General features: G+C 38.6%; 26 protein-coding genes, 1 pseudogene and 1 riboswitch. Of the genes and pseudogenes, 16 read left to right on the top strand and 11 right to left on the bottom strand.

The genetic code is table 11. The features are described 5' to 3' along the window. The 4 genes from LA20531_RS05295 to LA20531_RS05280 form a co-directional block, all read right to left on the bottom strand. Positions 1-933, bottom strand: a complete 933-nt coding sequence (locus LA20531_RS05295; RefSeq protein WP_056940225.1) for a DUF805 domain-containing protein — start codon at positions 931-933, stop codon at positions 1-3. An 80-nt stretch (positions 934-1,013) separates the two neighbouring features. Continuing rightward, positions 1,014-1,769: an amino acid ABC transporter ATP-binding protein gene (locus tag LA20531_RS05290; protein ID WP_056940224.1), complete on the bottom strand. Its 756-nt coding sequence runs from the start codon at positions 1,767-1,769 to the stop codon at positions 1,014-1,016. Further along, positions 1,769-3,382, bottom strand: coding sequence for an ABC transporter permease subunit (locus LA20531_RS05285; protein WP_056940223.1), 1,614 nt, complete (start codon positions 3,380-3,382; stop codon positions 1,769-1,771). The genes LA20531_RS05290 and LA20531_RS05285 overlap by 1 nt, the downstream gene beginning before the upstream one ends. 110 nt (positions 3,383-3,492) lie before the next feature. Continuing rightward, a riboswitch (Lysine riboswitch) is annotated at positions 3,493-3,666 on the bottom strand. A gap of 47 nt (positions 3,667-3,713) precedes the next feature. Further along, complete coding sequence (locus LA20531_RS05280) at positions 3,714-4,346, bottom strand: DNA-3-methyladenine glycosylase (RefSeq protein WP_056940222.1); 633 nt, start codon at positions 4,344-4,346, stop codon at positions 3,714-3,716. Between the two features lie 68 nt (positions 4,347-4,414). Between LA20531_RS05280 and LA20531_RS05275 the strand changes: the two genes are divergently transcribed. The 3 genes from LA20531_RS05275 (at position 4,415) to LA20531_RS11565 (ending at position 6,322) form a co-directional block, all read left to right on the top strand. Then, on the top strand, positions 4,415-4,774 hold the full coding sequence (locus LA20531_RS05275) for a DUF488 domain-containing protein (protein ID WP_056940221.1): 360 nt from the start codon (positions 4,415-4,417) through the stop codon (positions 4,772-4,774). Between the two features lie 189 nt (positions 4,775-4,963). Next, on the top strand, positions 4,964-5,812 hold the full coding sequence (locus LA20531_RS11570; protein ID WP_236943790.1) for a transposase: 849 nt from the start codon (positions 4,964-4,966) through the stop codon (positions 5,810-5,812). A 3-nt stretch (positions 5,813-5,815) separates the two neighbouring features. Continuing rightward, positions 5,816-6,322: a transposase gene (locus LA20531_RS11565; protein WP_236943789.1), complete on the top strand. Its 507-nt coding sequence runs from the start codon at positions 5,816-5,818 to the stop codon at positions 6,320-6,322. A 156-nt stretch (positions 6,323-6,478) separates the two neighbouring features. On the opposite strand, the gene LA20531_RS05265 is transcribed toward LA20531_RS11565, so the two are convergent. The 3 genes and pseudogenes from LA20531_RS05265 to LA20531_RS05255 form a co-directional block, all read right to left on the bottom strand. Continuing rightward, the gene (locus LA20531_RS05265; RefSeq protein WP_056939583.1) at positions 6,479-7,270 is read right to left on the bottom strand and encodes a TerC family protein; all 792 of its coding nucleotides are present in this window, start codon (positions 7,268-7,270) and stop codon (positions 6,479-6,481) included. Next, positions 7,257-7,765, bottom strand: a pseudogene (locus LA20531_RS05260) (methylated-DNA--[protein]-cysteine S-methyltransferase). Before LA20531_RS05260 ends, LA20531_RS05265 begins: the two are co-directional and overlap by 14 nt. Positions 7,766-7,816: 51 nt before the next feature. Further along, complete coding sequence (locus LA20531_RS05255) at positions 7,817-8,521, bottom strand: NAD-dependent protein deacylase (RefSeq protein WP_056939585.1); 705 nt, start codon at positions 8,519-8,521, stop codon at positions 7,817-7,819. Positions 8,522-8,608: 87 nt separating this feature from the next. Between LA20531_RS05255 and LA20531_RS05250 the strand changes: the two genes are divergently transcribed. Beyond that, positions 8,609-9,085 (top strand): hypothetical protein, encoded by a 477-nt coding sequence (locus LA20531_RS05250; protein WP_056939586.1) that lies wholly within the window; start codon positions 8,609-8,611, stop codon positions 9,083-9,085. Here the strand turns inward: LA20531_RS05250 and cls are convergent, their stop codons facing one another. After that, positions 9,086-10,543: a cardiolipin synthase gene (cls, locus tag LA20531_RS05245; protein ID WP_056939587.1), complete on the bottom strand. Its 1,458-nt coding sequence runs from the start codon at positions 10,541-10,543 to the stop codon at positions 9,086-9,088. Positions 10,544-10,561: 18 nt separating this feature from the next. Next, positions 10,562-11,488, bottom strand: coding sequence for an alpha/beta hydrolase (locus tag LA20531_RS05240; protein WP_056939588.1), 927 nt, complete (start codon positions 11,486-11,488; stop codon positions 10,562-10,564). A 92-nt stretch (positions 11,489-11,580) separates the two neighbouring features. On the opposite strand from LA20531_RS05240, the gene LA20531_RS05235 reads away from it, so the two are divergent. Further along, positions 11,581-12,345, top strand: a complete 765-nt coding sequence (locus tag LA20531_RS05235) for a ribonuclease H family protein (RefSeq protein ID WP_056939589.1) — start codon at positions 11,581-11,583, stop codon at positions 12,343-12,345. A 45-nt stretch (positions 12,346-12,390) separates the two neighbouring features. Here LA20531_RS05235 and LA20531_RS05230 read toward each other — a convergent pair whose 3' ends face one another. Continuing rightward, complete coding sequence (locus tag LA20531_RS05230; protein WP_056939590.1) at positions 12,391-13,350, bottom strand: DUF1002 domain-containing protein; 960 nt, start codon at positions 13,348-13,350, stop codon at positions 12,391-12,393. 150 nt (positions 13,351-13,500) lie between these two features. On the opposite strand from LA20531_RS05230, the gene LA20531_RS05225 reads away from it, so the two are divergent. From LA20531_RS05225 to LA20531_RS05185, 9 genes are all read left to right on the top strand, one after another. Then, positions 13,501-14,319, top strand: coding sequence for a glycosyltransferase family 2 protein (locus LA20531_RS05225; protein ID WP_056939591.1), 819 nt, complete (start codon positions 13,501-13,503; stop codon positions 14,317-14,319). Positions 14,320-14,330: 11 nt separating this feature from the next. Next, positions 14,331-14,987, top strand: a complete 657-nt coding sequence (locus LA20531_RS05220; protein WP_046432982.1) for an alpha/beta fold hydrolase — start codon at positions 14,331-14,333, stop codon at positions 14,985-14,987. An 83-nt stretch (positions 14,988-15,070) separates the two neighbouring features. Further along, complete coding sequence (locus LA20531_RS05215) at positions 15,071-15,709, top strand: NAD(P)H-binding protein (protein ID WP_046432985.1); 639 nt, start codon at positions 15,071-15,073, stop codon at positions 15,707-15,709. A gap of 145 nt (positions 15,710-15,854) precedes the next feature. Beyond that, entirely contained in the window at positions 15,855-16,955 is a 1,101-nt protein-coding gene (locus tag LA20531_RS05210; RefSeq protein WP_056939592.1) for an ATP-binding protein, read from the top strand. A gap of 86 nt (positions 16,956-17,041) precedes the next feature. Further along, entirely contained in the window at positions 17,042-18,028 is a 987-nt protein-coding gene (locus tag LA20531_RS05205) for a ribose-phosphate diphosphokinase (protein WP_056939593.1), read from the top strand. Between the two features lie 159 nt (positions 18,029-18,187). Continuing rightward, positions 18,188-18,871, top strand: coding sequence for a TetR/AcrR family transcriptional regulator (locus LA20531_RS05200; RefSeq protein WP_056939594.1), 684 nt, complete (start codon positions 18,188-18,190; stop codon positions 18,869-18,871). A 12-nt stretch (positions 18,872-18,883) separates the two neighbouring features. Further along, positions 18,884-19,708: a hypothetical protein gene (locus LA20531_RS05195; RefSeq protein ID WP_013436978.1), complete on the top strand. Its 825-nt coding sequence runs from the start codon at positions 18,884-18,886 to the stop codon at positions 19,706-19,708. Between the two features lie 129 nt (positions 19,709-19,837). Beyond that, on the top strand, positions 19,838-21,322 hold the full coding sequence (locus tag LA20531_RS05190) for an ABC transporter substrate-binding protein/permease (protein ID WP_056939595.1): 1,485 nt from the start codon (positions 19,838-19,840) through the stop codon (positions 21,320-21,322). Continuing rightward, on the top strand, positions 21,315-22,052 hold the full coding sequence (locus tag LA20531_RS05185; RefSeq protein WP_056939596.1) for an amino acid ABC transporter ATP-binding protein: 738 nt from the start codon (positions 21,315-21,317) through the stop codon (positions 22,050-22,052). The genes LA20531_RS05190 and LA20531_RS05185 overlap by 8 nt, the downstream gene beginning before the upstream one ends. A gap of 33 nt (positions 22,053-22,085) precedes the next feature. Here the strand turns inward: LA20531_RS05185 and LA20531_RS05180 are convergent, their stop codons facing one another. Then, complete coding sequence (locus LA20531_RS05180; protein ID WP_056939597.1) at positions 22,086-23,327, bottom strand: CAP domain-containing protein; 1,242 nt, start codon at positions 23,325-23,327, stop codon at positions 22,086-22,088. Between the two features lie 150 nt (positions 23,328-23,477). On the opposite strand from LA20531_RS05180, the gene LA20531_RS05175 reads away from it, so the two are divergent. Together LA20531_RS05175 and LA20531_RS05170 are read left to right on the top strand one after the other, a co-directional pair. Next, a complete protein-coding gene (locus LA20531_RS05175) occupies positions 23,478-24,560 on the top strand; it encodes a D-alanine--D-alanine ligase family protein (RefSeq protein WP_056939598.1) in 1,083 nt (360 codons plus the stop codon). 27 nt (positions 24,561-24,587) lie between these two features. Continuing rightward, on the top strand, positions 24,588-25,337 hold the full coding sequence (locus LA20531_RS05170; protein ID WP_056939599.1) for a MerR family transcriptional regulator: 750 nt from the start codon (positions 24,588-24,590) through the stop codon (positions 25,335-25,337). Positions 25,338-25,401: the final 64 nt, after the last annotated feature.

The raw sequence follows: 25,401 nt of genomic DNA, 5'->3' as shown, positions 1-25,401 counted from the left end.
CTATCTAATTCGATATTCTGGATCAAATAAATATTTGTCCCATTTAACTTCATTTTGAACAGTAGGGTGGAAGAGCAAGAATGCTAGCAACAGTTGACCAACGTAAGGAATTACGCCCAGCCACCACCAACCACCGTTAAAGCCTGCGTCGTGCAGACGACGAACAGTGTGACCCAATTGTGCTAAAAAGGCCCAAATAGCTACTGCAATAAAGAAAATAATAAAAATGATGAAGATTACACCGATTACCTTGGCATCGCCAGAATCAAATTCAGTAACGCTGAAAGGAGCTAAAAGCATGAAAACAAGTAGGTAACAAGCAAGTACGCCGATTGTCATGATAACTTGGCTAATTGCAGTACCTACCCAGAATGAGGTTCTAGTAGATCTAGCATCCCACTTGAAGCAGTCAAAGAAGTGTTCCTTCAAGATTTGACCAATAGTTGGTACAGGAACATTACTTTTTGCGCCGCTCTCAGGATAATCTTGATCGCTGAACAAGTACTTGCCCCATTTAACCTTGTGTTGGACAGATGGTTGAAGTGCTAAGTAAAACATAAACATTGTGCCATAACCAGTGAAGGTAGCCCAGTACCAGTAGCCGCTGTAGCCAACGTCATGCAAACGACGGATCATTTGACCAAGGCCAGCTAGAAATACCCAGACATAGATAGCAATCGCAACCACAGCGTCGATTACTCTGATACCTGGATTAAGGCCTTCATTGAAAGCATAGAAGCCAACTACAATAGCTAAAATGGCAATAATGAAGTTGGTTAAGACGCTCCACCAGTAGGATTTACGAGTGGTTCTTGCGCTCCAATCGAAGGGATGCAAGTAGGTTTCGTTTAAAATTTGACCAAAACTTTCTGCGGGTGGTTTTGGTAAATCTTCATCATACGATTTGACGAAGTAATACACTCTTTCATTCATAAATATCCCTCCAATTAATTTTTAATTAATTATAAACTAAAAAAGCAGAGAAGTAATCAAACTTCTCTGCTTTTAAAATTTTAAAAGTCCATTTTTCTGAAGTTACTCAGGAACTTTTGTGTCTTTTCGTTCTTTGGATGATCAAAGATTTGAGCAGGTGAACCTTGTTCAGTAATGATACCGTCACTGATGAACAATACACGGTCTGAAATGCTCTTAGCAAAACCCATTTCGTGGGTAACAATGACCATTGTTAAACCAGTAGTAGCTAATTTTCGCATAACGTCTAGTACTTCGCCAACCATTTCTGGATCAAGGGCACTAGTAGGTTCATCGAAGAGTAATACTTCGGGATTCATTGAAATAGCACGAGCAATGGCAACACGTTGTTGTTGACCACCTGATAATTGTTGTGGCTTAGCCTTGATGAAAGGTTCCATACCAACTTCTCTAAGGTTTTCCATAGCGATCTTGCGTGCTTCATCTTTAGAACGTTTAAGCACTAATTCTTGACCAATCATGCAGTTTTCCAAAACATTTTTGTTTTCAAATAAGTCGAATTGCTGGAAAACCATACCAACCTTTGATCTGAAAGTATTACGGTTGTAGCCAGGAGATAAAATATTTTCACCGTGGAAATCAATCTCGCCGCCAGTTGGTTCTTCAAGCAAATTGATGCAGCGAAGAGTAGTAGACTTACCACCACCAGATGGCCCGATGATAGTAACGATTTCGCCTTTATTGATATCGCATGAAATATCTTTTAATACTTGGTGATTGCCATATGCCTTTTGCATATGCTTTAAACTTAAAATTACTTCGTTTGATTCAGTCATTAATTATTTGCCTCCGCATCTTTTGGAGTACTAACTTGAACTTGGTTAGCCATCAAGTTGTAGTTCTTTTTACCTTCAAGCTTCTTTTCGATAAAGTTGAAGATTCTGGTAATAGTAAATGTCAAAATTAAGTAGATTGCTGAAATCATTAAGTAAGTTGGGAAGAACTTAAATGATTGACTGGCAATAGTTGTACCAACGAAGAACAATTCAGAAACTGAGATGATACTCAATACTGAAGTATCCTTGATGTTAACGATAAATTCGTTAGTAATTGATGGTAAACAGTTCTTAATAGCTTGAGGCAAGATAATGTGCCACATTTTTTGGTTGTGGGTCATACCAAGTGCACTAGCCGCTTCAAATTGTCCTTTTGGTGTAGAAATAATACCACCACGGATAACTTCGGCAAGGTAGGCACCAGTGTTGATTGAAACAATGATCAAAGCGGCAACGGTTCTGTTCAAGTTCAAGTGCCAGAATTGAGCGATACCGTAGTAAATTACGGCTGCCTGAACCATCATTGGAGTACCACGGAAGATTTCAACATAAACTGATAATAACCACTTAACAAAGTTTAATGCCCAGCGCTTGCCGCGAGTAGTAGGTGTTGGAATAGTACGAACGATACCAACGAGCAAACCGATGAAGAAACCAACGATAGTACCAACTAAAGCTAAGAGCAAAGTCATGCCGATACCTGACATGATCATGCCACCGTATTGCTTCCAGGTAGTAGCAAGCCAGTTTTCCTTCTTAGTTTGGTTACCAGCCTTAGGTTGTTCCTTAACGGCTTGTGACATTAATTGATCACGCTTTTTGTTAGAAATAGTTCTCAAAGTAGCGTTAACTTCGTTTAAAAGTTTAGTGTTGCCTTTCTTGACACCGATACTAGTAACGGAATCGTCGTGGTCAACCTTGAAGCCGGCCATCTTGTTCAAGTTAATGGCAACGATGTTAGGGTTAACGTTGTGGTAACTTTCAAATTCGATGTCTTCGGCAACGTAACCGTCGATAGTGCCTGAAGCTAAACTTTGACGCATAGCTGAGAAGTCACGCATCGCAGGTTGACGCTTAGCACCCTTTAATTGCTTGATTAAGTTGTAGTGCAAAGTACCTTGTTGAGCGGTTAACTTAGCACCTTTAAAGTCAGTTAATTTCTTAGCATTTGAGTACTTGCTTGCCTTGTTAGTGATAACAACGAAAGTACTCTTACGGTAAGGTTCTGAGAAGTTGATGGCCTTACGTCTTTCAGGAGTAGGTGACATACCAGCAATGATCAAGTCAATTTTGCCTGAAGTTAAAGCTGGTAAAAGTCCATCCCATTGGGTCTTTTCAACGATAACCTTTTTATGAAGTCTCTTACCAATGATCTTGGCAATTTGAACATCATAACCGTTAGCGTATGAGTTAGAACCATCGATATGAACCGCACCATTAGTTTTGGTTGGTTGAGTCCAGTTATATGGTGGGTAGTTAGCTTCCATACCGATCTTTAATGTGCCGGAATCTTTTTTAGCAGCTTGAGTCGAATTACTACTAAAGCTGAAACCGATAAATATACTGAGGAGCACTGTAAGTAATGCAGCGATCCATCTAAATCTTGACTTCAATTGTAAAACCTCCGAAAAAATAGTTTTAACATAAAGCCAATACAATAAAGCGTAAATAAAAACCTCGTTTGCCAAAACAAACGAGGGTCATAATCATCAGTATTTAAACCAAATCTTATAGCGCTCCCTGGGGACTAACCAGGACAGTCTATAGAATATTGTTCTATAGCCCAACAGATCAACACGCGAATGTTAAATCTATTTCGGCGGTAGCCCTAAGATAACCTTCATTGTCTTCGCGGACTCTGAATTATCTTGTGGTTGTCGCAACCTCTATTGCATTGGAAAATTATTTAACTGATAGAAAGATTAAAAGAAAAATGAAGTTTTGTCAAGTCCAAACGTTGCTGTAAGCACAATCTCTTTTTTTCATATCTGAAACGTAAGGATTACCAGCAACGTAAAAACGTAATTTTTTGTTAGCCCAGACAGGATCAGATTGATTAATCCCGACGCGTTTATCTGCGATTATTTTCTGGGCAATACGTTTATGATTATCGTCTAAATCGATGATAAATGGCGAATCTGAAAGAAAATGTAGATTCCAGTTTTTATCGTGGATACCAAAAGCTTGCATCATTTTAGCAGGACCGTTGGTGAGGAGAACTCCGCTTTTACCATTTCTGTTTTTAACCATAGTATCAATGCCCCAAACAGGATCAATTGCGCGAATCAAAACTCCTTGTGGTTCATTTTCTTCTTGGCAGGCAACATCGAAGAAAAAGTATTGCCGTTGAGCATAAATATAAATGGTGCCGCCAGTGCGATAAAGGCCTTCGTTAGAGGGACTGCGGCGACCACCGTAAGAGTGGGCAGCACGGTCGAGTTTTCCTATGTAAGCTTCGGCCTCTACGATATAGCCGCCAAGTTTTTCTGTTCCATTATTAAAAGTGAGTGGTCGTCCAATTAAATCGCGGGTGATTTCGTCAGTGGGACGGTTAGTAAAATATTCTACGTAATCCATAAAGTGCCTCGTTGTTTCTAATTTTTGCTTTTAGTAATACACTAAAACAAAGAAGCGAGGAATTTCAAATGACAGAAATTAAATTAGTACGAATTTATGATCATGAACAACCCGAAGGCTACCGAATTTTAGTTGATCGGATGTGGCCACGTGGTATGAGTAAAGTTAAGGCAGACTTGGGTGAATGGGATAAGCAGATTGGCCCAACAAACGAATTAAGAAAATGGTTTAACCATGAAGATGAAAAATTTCCCGAATTTAAAGAAAAGTACATCAAGGAATTGGATGAAAATGACTTTACGCCTGAATTTATTGAGACAGTAAAGGATAAGTTAAAGTCTGGTGATGTTCTGTTTCTTTATGGTGCTAAAAATAGGGAACATAATCAAGCAGTTGTGCTTAAGGAATATGTTGAAAGTAAAATGTAACTAAAAAAGCTTACCTCAATTGAGCAATGTCATTAAGTTAAGACATTGACATTATATCGACAGTCTTTAAAGATCGAATCATTTTGATTCGGTCTTTTTCTTTTTAAAATAAAAAGTGAGCAAAGTTTATTTGCCCTTCTGCTCACTTTCGTCATATTATCTGGTCTTTCATAGAAAGCTGTGCCTCTTATGAAATCCCTTCACTCAAATATTTTAAAACTGATGGATAGTATTATCAATAAAATCGCTGACAACATTCACGATTTCTCTGTATCTGATCAAGCTTTTACTCGCTGTCGTAAGCTCAATTCCACTGATTTGATTAAGTTAATTCTTAACATGGGAGCTGGCAGCCTGAATTCGGAAATTTTTCATGCTTTTCCTGACATAAATTCTAGAATGACTGCTTCGGCTTTTGAACAACAAAAGGCTAAATTAAAGCCTGAATGCTTTAAAGAAATTATGTTAGAACTTAGCCGGGCAAATAATGCACTGCAATTATTAGATAATCAATACTTAGTTGTCGCGATTGATGGATCTGATTTTGATCAGCCGTTTAATCCTAAATCAGAGAATATTTTTAAAGGCAAAAATGATCAGATATATTGCCAGATCCATGTAAACGCTCTTTATGATGTCTTGAATAAATTATATTTAGACATGGTTATCCAACCTAGACAAAAAATGGATGAACGTGAGGCAGCTTTAACCATGATAAAAAAATTAGCCCAGCAAGAAAAAGATTTTCTAGTCCTGATGGATCGTGGCTACATTAGCTTTAATTTAATTGAAAATTGCAATCGATTAAAACATTGCCACTATGTTATGCGATCAAAATCCGGAGATGGTGCTTTTAAAGAAATTGTAGCTATGTCGAATCATGAATACGATATTGACTTATCATGCAGAGTAACTTCGTCACATTATTATGTCACCCATAAAGATACAGAAAAGTTTCTTCACCTGATTCTTCACAAAAAGCATCACTATAAAGCTGTTCGTTCTAAAAATACCAGAGATCAACGCTGGGATTTTTAGGATATGTGTGATGTTAGATTTAGAGTTTGTAAGTTTAGAATCAATCCACCAGGTTCAGACGATGAGTGGGAAGTCCTCATCACCAATTTAGATCGAAATGAATATCCTTTAGCTAGAATGAAAGAGATCTATCATCTTCGCTGGGGAATAGAAACTTCTTTTAGGGAGCTTAAATATGACTTAAGCGGCATACAGTTTCATTCTAAAAAAGATCAATTTGTTTATATGGAAATATACGCCCATTTTGCAATGTATAATGCCGTGAGTTTATCAATAATTGCGAGCTCCAAACCGTATACTCAGGGAAAATATCAATATCAAATAGATTTTAAAATGGCCTGTTGTATCTGGCGACGATATTTTAGTATAAGTGATAATTCAGATAAAAACTTCACACAATTACTGCTGGATGTGGCATTTTATTTAACGCCCATTCGACCAGGAAGAAAAGATAAACGAAATCTAAAAGTTAAATTAGTAGTTGGCTTTCCTTATCGTCTAGCAGCTTGAACTAATTTAAACGGCTATCTTAAGATGGCTTATTTGTGCTATCAAAAAAAGACATTTATCGAATAAAATAATTCGATAAATGTCTCAAAAAGTGTCATCAGATTAGTCAATGTCTTAACTTAATGACATTGTCAATTGAGATAAGCTTTTTGCTTTCTATAAATGTTTATGTCCATGCTTTCTGATGCGCCAGAAGTGGAAAATAATGGTTATACCTAAAATTGCAAAGACGAGAATTGCGAATGCTGTATTAGGCATTTCCCATCTTAGTGGTGGCAAAGCCAATAACAACTTAAGTGCAATAATTCCGATCAAAACATAAGCCATTGGCTGCAATTCCGGAATAATGTCCATCAACTTAATGATAATTTCGGCCACACCTCTCATGCAGAGGATACCGATCATACCACCAATTAAAACAACTACTGGGTTGTCTGAAATAGCCAAAGCTGCAAGAACGGAGTCAATTGAAAAGACGATGTCCATTGATTCAATCGAAATAACTGTCCGCCAGAAAAGAGAAAGGACGTGTTTTTTCTTCTTTTTCTTTCCTTTATGACGTGCTTCTTCACGCTCTTCCTTTTCTTTTTCGTGTTCAGCTGCTTGCTTAGGGTGGCGCTGATCATAGAAGAACTTGAATGATAGGTAGAACAAATAAATACTACCGGCTAATTTGATTTCCCAAAAGTTGATCAAATAAGTACCAATCCCAATAACGATGAATCTAAAAAGGTATGCGCCCCAAAGACCATAGATCAGGGACTTTTCCTTTTCAGCTTTAGTAGGTAATACTTGAGTTTGAGCCGCTAACACTACTGCGTTATCAACTGAGAGCAGACATTCCATGATGATTAAAGTAAGAATAATCATCCAGTCCTTGCCACTGGTTAAAACGTGCAACCAGTTATTGCCATCGAAAAAGGGTGCGTACAATTTAAGAATTGCCATGCAAATGACTCTTTTCTAGTTTAATTAATCTGATTTTTTCTTGTTGTCCTAAACGATAGGTGCCCACTTGGTTGTTAGATAAAACAACTCTGTGGTCTGGAATGAAAAATAATACCGGATTAAGAGCAACAGCGTGTTCAACTGAGCGATAAGAACTTGCATCAGGCATACTGGTTGCTACACCTCCGTAACTGATAGTCATTCCATAAGGAATTCGTTGCACCGCTTGCAAAACTCTTCGCTGAAATTCGGTTCCAAATTCTGAAATATCAATCGGAACGTCGAATACTCTTCTTGTTCCAGCGAAATACTCTTTTAGCTGCTGAACATATGGTGCCAATCTTTTAGGATCACGCACGAGCATCCGGTGAGGATAGAAACTGAAGATAGGAGAAATAGTTTAAGCCCTACATATGTTAAACCGAACTCTGAAGCCGTTAAAAAATAAGTTCTCGGCTCAATCGTGACGTAATCATAATAAAAAACATTTGCCATGTTTTCAACACCCATATAGTTATTGTTTATAAGAATAATAAAACAAAAATTCTAATTCAATTGTTTAAATGCATCAAGCGCGTCTCCAATGATTTGTTTTACGCCAGGAGCCGGAATTTCAGTTTTGTTAATCGAATAAATTTTTGTGTTTTCTTTGCGGTAGGCCAATAGTTGGGCAAATGGATAAACCACAAAACTAGTACCGCTGATGATAATTAAGTCGGATTTTTGCATAACATTGACCGAATTGTTTAGCGTTTCGGGATTGATTGCTTCCCCGTAAAGCACAATTCCTGGACGAATAATTCCGCCGCAGTTTTGATGAATGTAGCACTTGGCGTATTCATCATAGGAAACTGGCTGATGACATTTAGTACAGTATATATTATACAAATTGCCGTGGAATTCTGTTACGTGTTCATTGCCAGCTTTCGTATCCAATCTATCAATATTTTGCGTGATCAAATCGCCTTTTTTATTGCAAATTTGCGCAATTTTTTCATGAATTAGATTTGGCTTGGCATCGGGAAAGTACATATTGTCCATCACGAAATGATAGAAAAATTCGGGGCGATTATAGAGTGTACTTTCACTTAAAATCGTCTCGGGACTTTCCTGTACGCCATTGTAGATACCGTTTTTGGAGCGGTAATCGGGGATGCCTGAGTGTGTAGAAACACCGGCTCCCGTTAAGAAGACAACATGTTTTGCATTATCTAAATCTTGCTGCAATTCAGTTAAATCATCATGATTCATTATTTTACCTCTGAAAGAATTACTATGTATAATTATATATCGACTTTTTGTTATAATAGAACAAATAAAACGTTGAGGAGAATTCTTATGACATACATGTCCTACTTTTATATAGTAATTAACATCTTAATGTTGGCTTATGCTTGTTACAGTTGGTACTGGCAAGCAAAGGTCGAATTCCGTGGTCACTACCGTGCTTCCTCAATTGTTTGGGCCGTCATTTTTATCTGGCTAGGCTTCACCTGGAACTACATTGAAAAAGGTGATCCAGGCTTAAACGTCTTCCTAGCTTTATTCCTATTAATCAGTATCGTTGATGGTTTCTCAGGTTTCAGTCCTAAGAGATTAGTCGTTTCCGGCTATTTCAAACGCACTGTCAAATATGAAGATATTGCTGACATCACTTTGATCAATATGCCAAATCAAAGAAAGCCATTGATTGTGGCTATTTTTAGAACGAAGGACAACAAGTCATACATGATGCGTTTCCGCAATCAAGTGAATGAAGTTGTACCAGCCCTTCAAAAATATATGGGCAAAAATGTCTCAGTCGAAATCCAATAATTATAAAATTGGTGATAGCATACTAGAAAAACTCTGCAAGGTTCGTAATAAACGACCTTGCTTTTTTATTTCCTCAGGTGTGAGCAAATGAGATTTCTTCATATCTTCTTCAAAGACCTGAGCCATTTTTTCGTTGAAATCTTTATCGTAAAAAATAGCGTTGTCTTCAAAGTTCAAATCGTATGAACGATAGTCTTGGTTCATTGAACCGACGCTAGAAAATTTGTCATCGATGATAGTCGTTTTCGCATGTAAAAAGCCATCTTCGTAAATATAAATTTTGACACCGCAACGAGTTAACTCATTAGCGTACCATTGCGTAGCGCGATAAATGAATGGGTGGTCCGGTTTGCAAGGAATCATGATGCGCACGTCGACACCCGATGCAGCGATCGTTTGCCATGCCGCAAAAACGGCGTCATCTGGTATCAGATAAGGTGTTTGAATCCATAATCTCTTTCGAGCCAGTAGCATGAGTCGCATCATGCCATTGCGCATGTATGGCGTGTAACGGTCGGGACCATCTGAGACGATTTGCGTAGCGATGTCGCCCTGATGAATGTTGGTTTCATCAAGATCTGGAAAAAGAGTGGAGTTAAAGCGAATGATCTGATCTGCTTCTTTAACTGAAGCGTTCCAGTCCATCACGAAACGTTCTTGTAAAAGCAGAGAGGCAGAACCCACAATGCGTACCTGACTGTCGCGCCAATGACCGAATTTCTTTTTCTTACCTAAATATTGATCACCAATGTTGAAACCGCCAGTCCAAGAAATATTACCGTCAATGACCACGATTTTGCGGTGCAAGTGGTAATTGATACGGTATCTGGTGATCATATTTTTAGAAGTAATAAAGGGCAAAACTTCGCCGCCCGCATCCCGCAATTGATCAAACCAGGCTTTAGTGGCACCCATTGAGCCCCAGGCATCGTAGATTACGCGCACCTTAACGCCTTGTTGGGCCTTTTTAATCAACAGTTGCAAAACACGGTTACCAATGTTGTCACTGTAAAAAGTGTAGAATTCGATATTAATAGTTTCTTTAGCGCGAACAATGTCTTTGAGCATGTCGTGGAAGAAGGTTTCGCCTTCCGTGTAAAGCTCAACATTATTGTTTTTGGTCAAAGGAGATTCATCATCCTGGTTAAAAAAGCGGATGGCTATCTCACCGGCACTTGACGTATCAGAAGGGCTGACATGCTTAGGGGCCTCAGTAATTGACTCCTGAACATTGTGCAGGCCGATGTGTTTCTGTTTATTGATGGCAAAAATGTTTTCCTGGGAAATACCTCGACCAAAAAAGGCATAAAGGGTAATACCGATTACTGGCAGAATAAGCAAAATAATCAGCCAAGCCCAAGTTGTAGAAACTGAACGCTTCCGGTGGAAAACGATGTAGAAGGCTAAGATCGTATTAGTTATAAAGATAATTCTGATAAAATCATGCCACCAAATCATTTTCTTCCTCCATAGAAACTATTTTTTTAAGTTAAGAAATTTATTAATAATGTCAATTACGAAAGGATTATCGTGCATCCAGCTGTGTTCCGCATCGTTTTTGCCACGGACCTCGACTTCTTGGTAGAAATGAGCTTTAGGAGCCAAAATGTAGCGAATGCTTTTAGCTGAGACGACGGAAATAAATTTATCTGTATTAGTATTGTCCAAGACGTTGCCGTAGATATTTAAGACGGAAATGTTAGGATTGAATTTTCTGCGGTTGAATAAAAGATAGAGATAATGTGGGTTCATCATGCTTGGACGTCCGTTTTCGTTTAAAACATTAACGTTAGGGATGTCGCCAAGATAAGTTACCCCGTCAAATGGACCAGCAATAAGAGCGCATTTAGTTAAATGCGGAAAAGCTTTACTTGAAGAATGCTTCATCTCGGTTCTAATGATGCAAGGACAAGCAAGTGAGTGGGCCACTGCGATGTAGTTTTTGAAGTGGTATCTTTTAGATAAAAATGGCAGGACAAAACTCAGGTAATAGTCGATGCCATAGATGCCGATGATTCTTTGCCGGAAGGCAATTTGCACGATGGGATGCTCGTCACCTGTCCAGGTACCTTCAAGTTTAAAATTACCGAGTAAATCGACAGTAACCTTTAAAAATTTCTCGTTTCCTTTGTCTTTAGTTGCCTGATGCACCATGACATTGGTGGTGTAGTCACCGCCGCGGAAACCGTGGAAATAAATGATCGGCACTTGCTCGACGTCGCTTTCTTCAACGACCACATTATCGGTAATATGGCGCTTATGCATGCGCAAGAAAATACGGGTTGGGGCAAAAGTTGCCAGTAGTCCCAATGAAATCATGTTAAACATGGTTGGTTCTTGTTTTAGATCATGTTTATGGTTCTTTTCCGCTTCTTCAGCGTATTTTTTAGTATTGAAAAACAACTTTTGCTCACCTTCATTTCTTTTCTATATAATGTGAATAGTAGCAAGTACATTTTAACATTTAGTGGAAGTTTTTTGATTTTGAGGTAGCTATGAAAATTTATGCAGTAAAAAAAGGTCGCGTTCCAGGCGTTTATCGCAATTGGGATGAGGCCAAAAAACAAGTGGATGGTTTTTCCGGCGCTGAATATAAATCCTTTGAGAATATCACCGATGCAATTGATTATTTGGGCTGGCAAGAAAAGTCACATGAAGAAACAATCAACCGCAAAGATGACACGCTAGAAAATGCCATCGAAAAAATAAAGCATAACAGTAAAAAGCCGGTTAAGGCAACCAAAAATAAGAAAACAAAAAAGCAAAATACCCAATCTAGTGAGTATTTTGCGACTACTTATACTGATGGCGGTACCCGAAATACCGGTGTTTATAAGGGCGGCCACGTTAAAAAGACAGATAAGGCTGCCTGGGCCTACTTAATTGAGTGGGATGGCGGCTCTGAAGATGGTTCTGGTGGCGAATACGGCGCAACCAACAACAAGATGGAGCAGACTGCTTTGATCAATGCATTGAAAAAGCTAATTGAGCTTGGCTTTAACGAAAAGCATTTGTTGTTTGTGCTTGATTCAAAATACGTTTTAAATGCTATTAATCAGCACTGGCTCCAAGGTTGGAAGAAACGCGGCTGGAAACGCTCATCAGGTTCATTAAAGAATGTGCCTGAATGGAAAGAACTAGACCGCTTGTTGCAATCCTTCCCTGACAGCACCTTTGAATGGACTAAAGGCCACGCCAATAACCGCGGCAACGAATATGTCGATCACGCATTGAATCGCTACATGGATGAGCATATGTAATTAAAAAAGGTCATGACTATCATTGATAATCATGGCCTTAATTTTTTAGCCTAAAATAACTCCGCCAAACATGTGGCTGAAGAAGTTCACGATACTGTCCCACAATTGTTGTAGCCAGCTGCGATTTTCTGGCGTGTTGAACTTGTTAAAGATGTTCTTAGCACTATTTTCGATTTGACTAGAAAGCTTAGAAGCTTGACCCTTGAAACTGCTGCTCTTAAGGGCGCCAGAATCACGGATTTCAATCAACAGGTTAACAATTTGGTTCTTTTGATTGTTGTTAATGGTGTTGCCCAAGTGATTGATATTGATTTGGTTATTTACAATATCACGAATTTGGCTGTCAGAAATGTTTTGACCTTGCTTAGCCATTTCACTCTTGGCACCAGCAACCGCGTTGTTCAATTGAGCGTCAGAGTAGCCTTTTTTATCTTTGTTGTCTTGAGTAATGCCACTCAAAGTATTCATTTCGTCTTGAGCTGCATTAACTTGCTTTTGGTTCAAAGCATTGCCGTTTTTAGCGTATGCAGCATAAACACCAGCCAAGGCACCTGAACCGTCGATTGGAATAGCACTAGTAACGTAAATGTTAGCGTCTGTGATACCGGCAGTTAAAGCCGCGTTTTTGTATTGGTTGGCAGTGATGGTTGTAATGTTGTTTTTGCCGTTATAGTCCAAAATCTTAACGTTAATTCCGCTACCGCTGCTGGTCTTTTGAATCATGGCACTGGACCAAACGCCAGAAGAAGTAGTGAAGTTGTCACCAGATGGATTCAAATATCTAACCAAGTCAGAACCGGTAACAGTGATGGTTTGGTAGTTGCCGCCATTTAATGGGGCAGTCAAAATCTTTAATGTACCATCTTTTTGTGAGTCGGTTAATGAGGTACCAAGTGTTACCACGGGAGTTTCATCGTCAGCTAAAACACGATTGTTTTGACCAACTACGATTGTCGCGACAGCACTAAAAAAAATGGCTGTTAAAATTTTAATAGTTTTTTTCATGTTTTTTCCTCTTATCGAATGTTTATTCTGTTTGATACGAAATATTATACTAGATAATTTTGAACGGAATGTAAATCTTCTCCTAAAACTTTCTTAATTTCAACCTAAAACTCGAAGATGGTATAATTAAGAGCAATAAAGGGGGACAATATGTTACAAGTGCCTAAGTTAACTATCATTATGCCGGTCTATAATACGGCACAATACCTGCCACGTGCTTTTGAAGCTCTGCTCAAGCAAGTCGACAAGAGTTTTAAGTTAATCGTGGTAGATGATGGCTCAACAGATAATTCGGCTGAGGTAGCACAGAGCTACGCCAAACGTTTTCCATACTTCAAATTAATCAAAAAGAAAAATGGTGGCCCATCCGACGCACGTAATGTCGGTATGAAATATATCGATACGCCATATGTCACCTTTCATGATGGTGATGATTGGGTAGATCCAGGTTACACAGCATTCTTTATCAGAGCTTTTGAAGAACATCCAGATGTCAGTCTGGTATCTTGTGGCTACTGGATGGATTATCCTGACAAAAAATCTCATGTTGTTGGTCATCCTGAAGGTGGTCTTTTAACACGCGGTGAAACTTACCTTAAATTGACCAATGTTTTCGGCTCGCCAATGAAGGGCTACAGCTGGAACAAAGCTTATAAGATGGCAATTATTAAGAAGTACCACTTAAGATTTGATTGTGATATTTCACTGCTTGAAGATCAAATTTTTAACGTAAAGTACATCTCAGTCTGCAAGGGTGTATATTACACGCAAAAGCCTTACTACCACTACTGGCAAAGAAAAGGCAGTATTATTCACCAACCTAACATCAAGAAGGTAGCAGATAATTTCCGTGGCAATTATCGAGTATGGCATAAGATTATCAAGACCATGCTTAAAGATCGTGAAGATGAGAAGCTGCGTAAGAAGATGGATGATAATCCGGCTTTGCGCGACAGCGACGCTCAATAAGAGAGGGTTTTATGAAAGAAAAAGTCAACGGTGTTGAATTTTATTACCATAAATTAGGCAAAGGTGCACCTTTGCTTCTTCTTCATGGACATCATTTAGATGGCGGCATGTTCGATAAGATCGTGGCTCCATTATCGCTATACTACTCAGTTTATGTTTTGGATATGCGTGGTCATGGACTGAGTGAAGGTGATATTGCGGAACACTATCAGACCGAAGTCGAAGACGTTTATGCTTTTATTAAGCAAGTCGGCATTGAGGGATGTTACTGCTTTGGCTTTGATGCAGGCGGCTTAGTAGCCATGATGCTTGCCAAGCAGCATCCTAATATCTTTAAGAAAATGATTGTGGCCGGCGTTTTTGTAAATGGTGCAGGAATTCGCCCATATCACTACCTCACTGAAGGATTTCATCGTTTCTTGAAGCTAGATCGTGATAGCCGCGTTGAATTGACTGAATCATTTATTTCAGAAGACGATTTGAAGAAAATCAAGACACCAACTTTGTGCGTGGTCGGTGAAAAAGACTGGATAAAAGTTGAACACGTTCGTTGGTATAGTCAATTAATGCCAAATGCGCGCTTAGTAATTATGCCCCGCCAAACACATAATAGTTATGCGGTTAGAAGCCTAAAAATGCTTGATTTAATTAAGGATTTTTGTAAGTAAATTAGCTTATTTTTTCGTTTTGGTCTAGTATGTAGATAGAATAATGCATAATGAATTTTGACTAGATTAAAAAGGAGAAAATTATGGTTAAAGTTGTAGTACTTGGTGCTCACGGACGAGTAGCCCAAATTGTAGAAAAGTTTTTATTTGCGGATAAAGACGTTCAAACATCATTGTTTTTACGTAACGCTTCTCGTATGGCAGACAAGAAGAATCAAGCTACGATTTTTGAAGGTAGTGCAACAGATGCTGCTCAACTTGAAAAGGCAATGAAGGGTCAAGATATTGTTTATGCTAACTTAGGCGGCAAGGATGATATTGATCTTGAAGCTGAAGCTACGGTTGAAGCAATGCAGAATGCCCACGTAAAGAGACTGATCTGGATTTCAACTTTAGGCATTTATGACGAAGTTCCTGGCAAGTTCGGTGAATGGAATAAGGAAACTTTAGGCGATTACATTACTGAATATGCTAAGGCTGCTAAGAGAATTGAAGAATCGGGTTTGGATTACACGATTATTCGTCCAACTTGGATGACCGATAAAAACGAAGTTGACTACGAAAAGAGTGAAAAAGGCGAGCCAATCAAGGACACCGAAGTTTCACGTAAATCTGTCGCAGCTTACGTTTACCATTTGATCAAGTATCCTAAGGAAGATATTGGTAAGTCAATCGGTTTAGGTAAACCAGGTACTGAAGGCGACAAACCAAGCTGGTATTAAGTGAATTTACGTTTCATTTTAAACGTAAAAAGGGACGCAAAAAAATGCGTCCTTTTTTACGTCCTTTTTTGGACGTAAAATCTGAAATTTACGTTTTAAAGATGATGGAACTGTAGTTGGAGTAAAAGATCCAGTTCAAACATGTTTGAATATTGAGAATAAAATCAATGATTCAATTAGACCACAAGTTGATTATCGTTTACATATTGATGAACAAACTAATGTAATTACATTGAAAATTTTTCAAGGATTATATCCTCCATATTTCTATAAAGAAAAAGCCTACAAAAGAAATGATAGTGCATCTGTACCAGTAGATTCTTTAGAATTATCACGTCTTATTCTAGAAGGACAAAATTGTTCATACGATAGTTTGCCATCTCATGCATCAAATCTACACTTTTCTATTTTGGAAAAAGCTTTACAAAAAAAGATTGGTATTGAAAAACTTACGCCAGATTTATTGATTACGCTTGGCTTGAGAGAGAAAAATGGAAAATATACTAACGCTGGTGCATTATTTGCAGATGAAAATGATTATCGAGGCATTGACTTAGTTAAATTCGGTGACAACATTAATGTAATGCTTGATCGCGCTCAGATAGAAAAGGTGTCAGTATTGAAACTTTATCAAGATGCATTGCAAAAGTATCGACAATATTATCAAAATGAGGTAATCGATGGGGCATACCGCAGAAAAAATGAGCAAATTCCTGAAGATGCCTTTAGAGAAGCGATTGCTAATGCGATTGTTCATCGAACTTGGGATGTTAATGCTCAAATCAAGGTCGCAATGTTTGATGATCGAATTGAAGTAACATCTCCTGGTGGTTTGCCCAAGGGCCTAAGTAAAGAAGAATATTTAGCTGGTCAATTATCTATTTTACGTAATCCAATTATTGCGAATATTTTCTTTAGACTAGGTTTAATTGAACGATTTAGTACAGGAATTCAGAGAATTCTTGCTGCTTATGCTGATAGCAAGACTCAACCACAATTTTCGATTTTCGAAAACTCAATTAAGATTGTTTGGCCAGTGGTTAAAATGGAACTTCAGGGTGTTTCAGAAGATGCCAATGAAGTATACTCAATTTTACAAAGTGCACCGTTATCAAGTTCTCGCATTAGTCAAGAGACTTCTTTTAGTAAAAATAAGGTTCTGAATCTCTTAGAAGAATTAATCCAAAAGGGCTATGTAGTAAAGATTGGCAATGGTCGTGGCACTAAGTATCGTAGATCAAAGTAGAAATAAACACCTCTTTTATTTCTAAGAGGTGTTTTTTTGTATATAATAGACCTGTATATAATTTTTAGAATTCAGAAGAGGTCGTTATGAACAAGGAAGAACTCCATCAATTATTACACCCAATGAAGGTGATCGGGTTAGGTGGTAATCCCGCATTAAATGAAAAGATTGCTTCAATTTTGCATCAACCACTAATCGAAACTGCAGTTCATCACTTTAGCGATGGTGAAATCCAAGTTAACATCGGTGAATCTGTCAGAGGTTGTGACGTTTTCGTTATTCAATCTGTTCAAGATCCAGTTAACGAAAACTTCATGGAACTTGAAATTGTGTTGGATGCACTTCACCGTGCTTCAGCTCATACCATTAACGTAGTAGTTCCATACTTGGCATACTCACGTTCAGACACCAAGACTCGTTCACGTGAACCTATTACTGCTAAGCTTGTTGCTAACTTGCTTCAATTAACTGGTATGGATCGTTTGATCACCGTTGATTTGCATGCTTCACAAATTCAAGGTTTCTACAACATTCCTGTAGATCACTTACACGCTATTCCACTTCTTGGTCAATACTTCTTAGACAACGGTATTGCTACCAAGGAAGACGATGATATCGTAGTTGTTTCACCAGACCACTCAGGTGCTAAGCTTGCTCGTAACTTTGGTCAATACTTCAATGCTCCAATTGCTATTGTTGACCAACGTGGTGCACGCTACGACACCAAAGTTCACGATATTATTGGGGATGTAAAGGACAAGAAGTGTATCATTGTTGATGATTTGATCGATACTGGTTCACGCATTTCATCTTCAACCAAGTCAGTTTTAGCTGCAGGTGCTAAGAAGGTTTACGTTGCAGCAACTCACGCACTTCTTTCAAAGAATGCAACCGAAGTACTTAACGAATTGCCAATTGAACAAATCGTTGTAACTGATACTATCAAGCACACTCGTTACCCAGACAGAATGGTTCGTATCTCTGTTGATCAACTTTTGGCTCGTGGTATTGATTATGTTTACAATGACCGTTCAATTCACCAAATTTTTGATGAACAAAATCGCTTAAAGTAAAATATAATCCAAAGTTGATATATAATAATCCTCATCAACATTGAGGATTATTTTTTGTGTTAAAAAGTTGAGTAGATAAACCATAAAACTATTCATAAATAGCAATGATTGATATAATTGATGTAAGTTGTATAGAAAGAGAAAGTTAGAGGAATAGACATGGCACGACGGAAAAACATGAAGAGACGGAGAATTATTCTTGGCAATACTTTCCATCTGATCAGAGAAAATGGAATGGATAATGTTTCTTTGCAAATGATTGCAGAAAAATCAGGCATTTCCAAATCCCTGTTGCAATCATATTATCCGCATAAAGCCAAGTTGACTAATGATATCATCCGCAATCTTTTTAATACGTTAGGTCAACAAGTAAATAATTACGACATGGCAAACAGTAGCGCTCCATACGCTAGAACCAAGGCCTTTATTTACACAATTGCTATTTTGGGGATGCACGATGAAGGGTTAGACAGAATCATCTCAGAAGCTTTCGTAAGCAATGCTACCTTGGATAACTGGGGCGTAATGCTCAACAACTGGATTCAATCTAATCATTTGTTTGATGACATCGATGTTGATGAAAAAGAGCTTGAAACTGGGATTGCTTTTGTTACCAGCGGTATTGGTCGCTTGTACCATGACCGTAAGAAGCATCACTTAACAGCTGAAGCATTGGCTGACTACGCAACTAGTGCATTGATGTTCAGTTTCTTGCATTGTTCTTCTGATGAAATCGATCATGCCTTAAAAGAAGGACACGAAATTATTGAATCAGCTGATATGGAAGTCGTTCACCGTGCGATTGATACGATGTTTGACGAAGGTAAAGAAATTTTCAGCTAAAGGGGAATCGTCATGGTTGAAGGCAAAAGAGCTGATTTGCGACGAATGGGACATGAGCAAAACAATCAGTATAAACGAACGCTTGCTTTCGTAATCTTTTTGATTGCGGCATTAGCCCTAATCACAGCTACTTTTCTGAATCCAATTTTTATGAAAGGTCAGATTAGAACTAGCTCCAATCAAGCTGTTGTTGTCAGACAAATTAATAAAAATTTTGATAATCTTGCTGATTTGGTAGGGGCAAGAAGCGAAGATGATGCAAATTTGCTTGCTAATGCGCAAACTCAACCCATTGCCGACCATGTTATTGACTACTCGCTAGGCATTCATGGATTTAAGGTTAATAATCTAGATCTGGCTAATCAGATTCTGACAGATATTCATAAGGGAATTGATAAGGGTTCATCTAGTGGAGCCCAAACAATCGACAGTAAATTGAAAAAGCAAGGGACTAACGCACCATATGCGGTAGCTAAGGCATTTAATCTAAGCGTAGTAACGTTAGGTGCCAATATTGCTTGTCTGCTAGTGATTGTTAATATCATTATCATCATTGTCACTATCATTACTTTGTTCTCACTGCTCAATGATATGAGAACTAAGTCGGCAACACGCATGTTGATTCACGACATCGCGGCAGCTGGCATGTGGGCTGGTTTCTGGGTGATTTTGATTTCAGGATTGTTAGCAGTAGTGCCAGTTATTTTTGACGTTGATAATATTGAGTTGGGTTTCTTGCTAGAAATTGGCAGCAGCGTCTTCTTAGAGTACGTAATTACGGGGGTAGTTATGTACGTGATCTGTGCCATTCCTTGGCAAGCAACATCAGCTAAATAGTAATGTGAAAAACGTAATTACGCAGTGTGGTTACGTTTTTTCTCTTGCACAAAGCTTATTCTTTCTTTACAATTAAAAAATAATTAATAATCTTTATATGTATTTAACGAAAGAGTTAGGCGAATTGATATGAAAAAAGCAAAGATAATCCATTTGTTTCTTGCTTTCATTACACTAATTTCAACTCTTTTTTTGTTTAATCAACCAACTTTTGCGGCCACTAAAAAGGTCGAAAGCGGCACAGTCATGAAGAAGATTAAGCAATCAAAAGAGCTCGTCGTGGGTACCTCTGCTGACTATCCGCCACTTGAATTTACTACTAGTGTGAAGGGAAATACTAAATATGTTGGGATCGATATTGAATTAGCTAAAGATATCGCAAAGGACTTGCACGCCAAGTTGGTCATCAAGAACATGAGCTTTGACTCACTTCTTGTTGCCCTTGAAACTGGCAAGGTCGACATGGTTATTTCAGCCATGACGCCAAACCCTGAAAGAAAAAAGAGCGTCGATTTTTCTAAGATTTACTACAAGCCAAGCGGCGAATACTTTTTAATTAATAAACGTGATCAATCTAGATACAGAAAGATCAAGGACTTCGCTGGTCAAACCGTTGGTGCTCAAACAGGGAGTATCCAATACCAATTGATCCAATCACAAATGAAGAAGTCCAAGGTTAAAGGTTTAGGCAAGATCAACAATTTAGTTTTTGCCTTAAAGTCAGGCAAAATGTCTGGTGTAGTCATGGAAGAATTGACTGCTAAAGCTTATGCGCAAAACGACAATAGCTTGCTGGCCATAAGAAGCGACTTGCGTGAACAACAAGCTGGTAACGCAGTTGCTGTGGCAAAGGGTCAAGGCGACTTGGTTAAGGCAGTTAACAAGACGATTAACCGTGTAGAAAAGAAAATCTTGATCGACAAGCAATACTTGCCAGAAGCTGCCAAGTACATGAAGACGGCGCAAAAGACCAACACGATGGCTAAATATGCACCATACTTTGTTAAAGGTGTCGGCTACACGATCGTGATTACTGTTTTCTCAGTATTAATCGGTATTGTGCTGGGGATGTTACTTGCTCTTATGCGTTTGTCCAGAAACAAGTTGCTCCACTGGATTGCTGTTTGCTACATCGAATTCATTCGTGGTACACCGCAAATGGTTCAAATTCTTTTTGTTTACTTCGGTGTTGGTGCATTAATTTCTAATTTATCAGCCGTAGTTGCAGGTATTATTGCGATCGGGCTTAACTCAGGTGCCTATGTTGCCGAAGACATTAGATCGGGTATTGCTTCTGTTGCTAAGGGTCAAACTGAAGCCGCAAGATCACTTGGACTTAGTCAGGCCAAGGCATACCGCTACGTCATTATTCCTCAGGCCTTAAAGAATATTTGGCCAGCTTTGGGGAACGAATTTATTACCTTATTGAAGGACAGTTCATTAGTTTCAGTTATCGGGGTAACCGAATTGATGTACCAAACTGAACTTATTCAAACTTCAACTTACCGTGGCGTCTTGCCATTATTTATTGCGATGATCATCTACTTCATCATGACCTTTACTTTAACTAGATTACTTAACTACTTCGAAAAGAGGATGAAGCACAATGACTAAAATGATCGATATTCAACATCTTAAAAAGACTTTTGGCAAAAACGAAGTGTTAAAGGATATTTCAGCTTCTGTCGAAAAGGGTCAAGTAATTTGTATTATTGGTCCTTCAGGATCTGGTAAGAGTACCTTTTTGCGCTGCCTCAACGTGCTTGAACATCCTACAGCCGGAAAAATCCTTTTTGATGGCACAGACCTAGCTAGCTTAAAGGATGGCAAGGAACTAGATCAATTGCGTGAGAAAATGGGCATGGTTTTCCAAAACTTTAACCTGTTTCCAAATATGAATGTCATTGAAAATGTTAAGTTGGCACCAATGAAGGTTAAAGGAATTAGCGAAGCGCAAGCCGAAAAAACTGGCCTAGCTCTTTTAGAAAAAGTAGGTTTGGCTGATCGAGCAAAGCAATTCCCAACTAGTCTTTCAGGTGGTCAACAGCAACGTGTGGCGATTGCTAGAGCTTTAGCAATGGACCCAGAAGTGATGCTGTTTGACGAACCAACTAGTGCACTTGACCCTGAAATGGTTGGCGAAGTTTTGAAGACCATGAAGGATCTGGCTAGCTCAGGGATGACGATGGTAATCGTAACCCACGAAATGGGCTTTGCACGTGAAGTGGCCGACGAAGTCTGGTTTATGGCTGACGGCTACTTGCAGGAAAAAGGTACGCCTAAAGAAGTATTTGAACATCCTACAAGTGAAAGAGCAAAAGACTTCTTATCCAAAGTTTTATAAACGAAAAAAGACCAAACAATGTTTGGCCTTTTTTTAATGCTTTTGAAGGCGAATGGTTTTGACAAAGAAGTTTTGTTTCCATTTGCCTTTTTTAGTTAATTGATCAAATAAATTATTTGAATTAGTTGGCAGTGATACGGTTTTGGTATCAATTGCCGCATTCAAGATTTTATTTTGCAATAAAATCGGTGACTGTACTTCAGTTTGTCTATCTAAAGAAGTGTTAGTCTGATTAGTTTGGTTAGCTTGCTGCTCTTCTTGAGTGGCATAGATAGTAGTGTCATTAGTGGCATCTTGTTTGAAGAGTTTAAATCTGTATCTGTAGACACCGTTGATGTTAATTTCGTATTCATGGCCTGATCTAATAACCGTTTTACCAGGTGAGTAGGTAATGATCGTCTTGAAGTTGCCATAGCCACCAGAACTATAATTTCTTACGTGCGTACCATTCGTAACGATATCTGTATCTAAATCCCTGATGGTGATCGTTGGCGTAGTTCTGACGACTCTGTTAGATAGATAAATTGACCAAACGATGTTCTTGCCTTGGGCCAATTCTGAAGGAAAGAGCCGGACGCTAGGGTAGGTAACCACTGGCTGACTAGCTGCGCGGAACATATCGTTAGCGTTGAGCACTTTCTGCACGGAGTAGCGATAACCGTTATTGCCATAGGCGGCACCGATTCCGGTCGTAGTCAAACGAGTAGAAAGCAGCCATGCCCGGTGACCGGTGTCTGTTCCGCTTAAGTTATAGTGATCGGTAACCAAGTCGGTAATTACTTCGCCGGCCGATTGACGTGATACATTAAAGTTTAAGTTGGAACTTTCAGAGGTTTCTTTTGCTAATTTCCAAGTTGCTTTAGAGATAAAGCTTGGTCTTTTTTCACTAGGCAAACCGTGTTGATTGATAAAAGGATTGGCATTGATTGCGGCCATAACGGCTGCTGTTTTTTGCGCACCACTATTTGAAGAGTCACTAGTAGTAACAGGCGACAGGCCGAATAATGAGCGATAGTAGTTGATGTAGTCGACTTGCGTATTGATGTATTTAGAACGTAAGCGACCAGCTTTAAATTTTTTGCTTAAATGAGGCTTAACGGCATAAATGTTTGAAGCGCTATAATTAGTTTTATCTAAACTAGTGTACTCTTTTTGAAAATTATGGATTTCGTTAATTTCTTGAGTAGTAAAAGTGGCGGCTTGCGCATCTTGACTCACAAGCGGCACGAATAACAATGCTACGATAGCCGTGATAGAGAATTTTCGTAAAAGCATGTTTAACTCCCTTCTGGGGCTTTCTTAATATATTATTAATTATAAACTATTGTGAAAAGGCTTTAATGAAAAATATTCCACTATTTTGAGTTTTTCTGGTATTCTTTGCGTATAATAAAGGTTTGGAACATTTAAAAGAGGTATAAAACAATGACTAAAAAAATACAAGTCGGATTAATTTTTGGTGGTAACTCATCAGAATATGAAGTATCAATTGTTTCGGGGCACAACATTTATAAAGCGATTGACAAGGATAAGTTTGATGTGCACCCAATCTGGATCACTAATGAAGGCTACTTTGCAAACGAAGAAGAAAGCTTCAAAGTATTGGAAGATCCTTCATACCAAGTTAAGAATCCACACAAGGTTCACAACCTTTCTAACTTAATCGAATTAGAAAACTTACCAGAAATTGATGTCTTCTTCCCAATTGTTCACGGTAACTTAGGTGAAGACGGTGTATTGCAAGGTTTATTCCGTTTAATGAACAAGCCATTCGTTGGTGACGACGTCTTAGCCGCTGCCGTAACTATGGACAAGGAATTTACCAAGATCTTGGCTCAAAAAGTTGGTGTTCCAGTTGCTGATTGGATTTCAATCAAGCGCTTTGAATACGATGACAAGAATAATGATAAACTTGATTATGAAAAGGTTGCTGAAAAGCTTGGCCGTGACATGTTCGTTAAGCCATCCAACCAAGGTTCATCAGTTGGTGTAAACCACGTTACTAACGCTGATGAATACGCTGCAGCATTAGAAGAAGCCTTCAAGTACGATGATAAAGTTTTAGTCGAAGAAACTGTACCAGGTACTGAAGTTGAAACAGCCGTTTTGGGTAACGACAAGCCAATTGTAGCAGGTGTTGGTCAAATCACCAATGCAAAAGGCTCATTCTACACTTACGAAAACAAGTACGATGACAACTCAACTTCTAAGTTGCAAATTCCAGCAGACTTGCCAGATGAAATTATCGATACAGTTAGAAAGAACGCTCGTAAGGTTTACGAAGTTACTGAATGTAGCGGTATGGCTAGAATCGACTCAATGCTTACCCCAGGTGGCAAGGTTGTTTTAACTGAAGTTAATGCTCTTCCTGGCTTTACCAACATCAGTATGTATCCTAAGCTGTTCGAAGAAGCTGGCATCCCTTACACTGAATTGATTACTCGCTTGATCGAAGCAGGTATGGAAAGATTCGACCACAAGAAGACTTTGCTTCACAAGCACGATTAATGCCGAAAAGTACAGAGGTAGATTGTAATGACTAACACGCGTGATTTTGAGGAGTTAGCTGCACCTAAAACAGCCGCAGAAGAATTAGGTATTAGTGTAGCCACATTAAGGAAATATTCTTTAATCGTGGAAAAGGTAACGGGCAATACTAACTACTTTGCTCGTACTAAGCAAAAGGCTCGTTTATACCATCAAAAAGATATTGATGACTTGAAGGCCTTCCACCGTTTATCTAAGAATAGCGGTTTGACTTTGCAAGAAGCTGCTCGTCAAATTTATGCAGTTAGTGATAAAAAAGACGAAAGACCAAAAGAAGAGCCAAAGAAGGTAGCTCCATACACCAATAGTGATGTAATGGATACTAAAGAAGTAGTAAAATTACTCAACACTCTTCAACAAACTATCTCTAACCAAAATGAGGCTATTAGTTCTTTGCAAAGGCAATTGAACGTGATTCAAAAGCAGAATCAAGATTTAATTGAGGCCCAAAAGCAGCTTGCTGCACCTAAGGATAATTCTGATAAGATCGCCGCATTGCCGGATATTTCTGGTGTCGTTAGCGACGATGACGCTGAACCTAAGAAGGATGCAGAGCAAAAGCGCGAAGAAGTAAAAGAAGACATGCATAAGAGTCAAGAAGAGATGCATGACGAAATTATTTCTAAGGCCAAAGAAAATGCTAAAAAGCGTGCAACTGCAAATGTTCACAGAACTCTAGAAGATATGCAACTTCCAGAAAGAAAGGAACATTGGTGGCAAAGAATTTTTAAATTTTAAACGAAAGTCTAAAGATTTTATTGAAAATCTAAAGAATTGAAAGGCGACCTAACATTAGGCCGCC

Source organism: Lactobacillus amylovorus DSM 20531, assembly GCF_002706375.1.
Classification (GTDB): Bacteria; Bacillota; Bacilli; order Lactobacillales; family Lactobacillaceae; genus Lactobacillus; species Lactobacillus amylovorus.
Note: the sequence above shows the minus strand (reverse complement) of the source record. Positions and strands in the feature narration are given on the sequence as shown.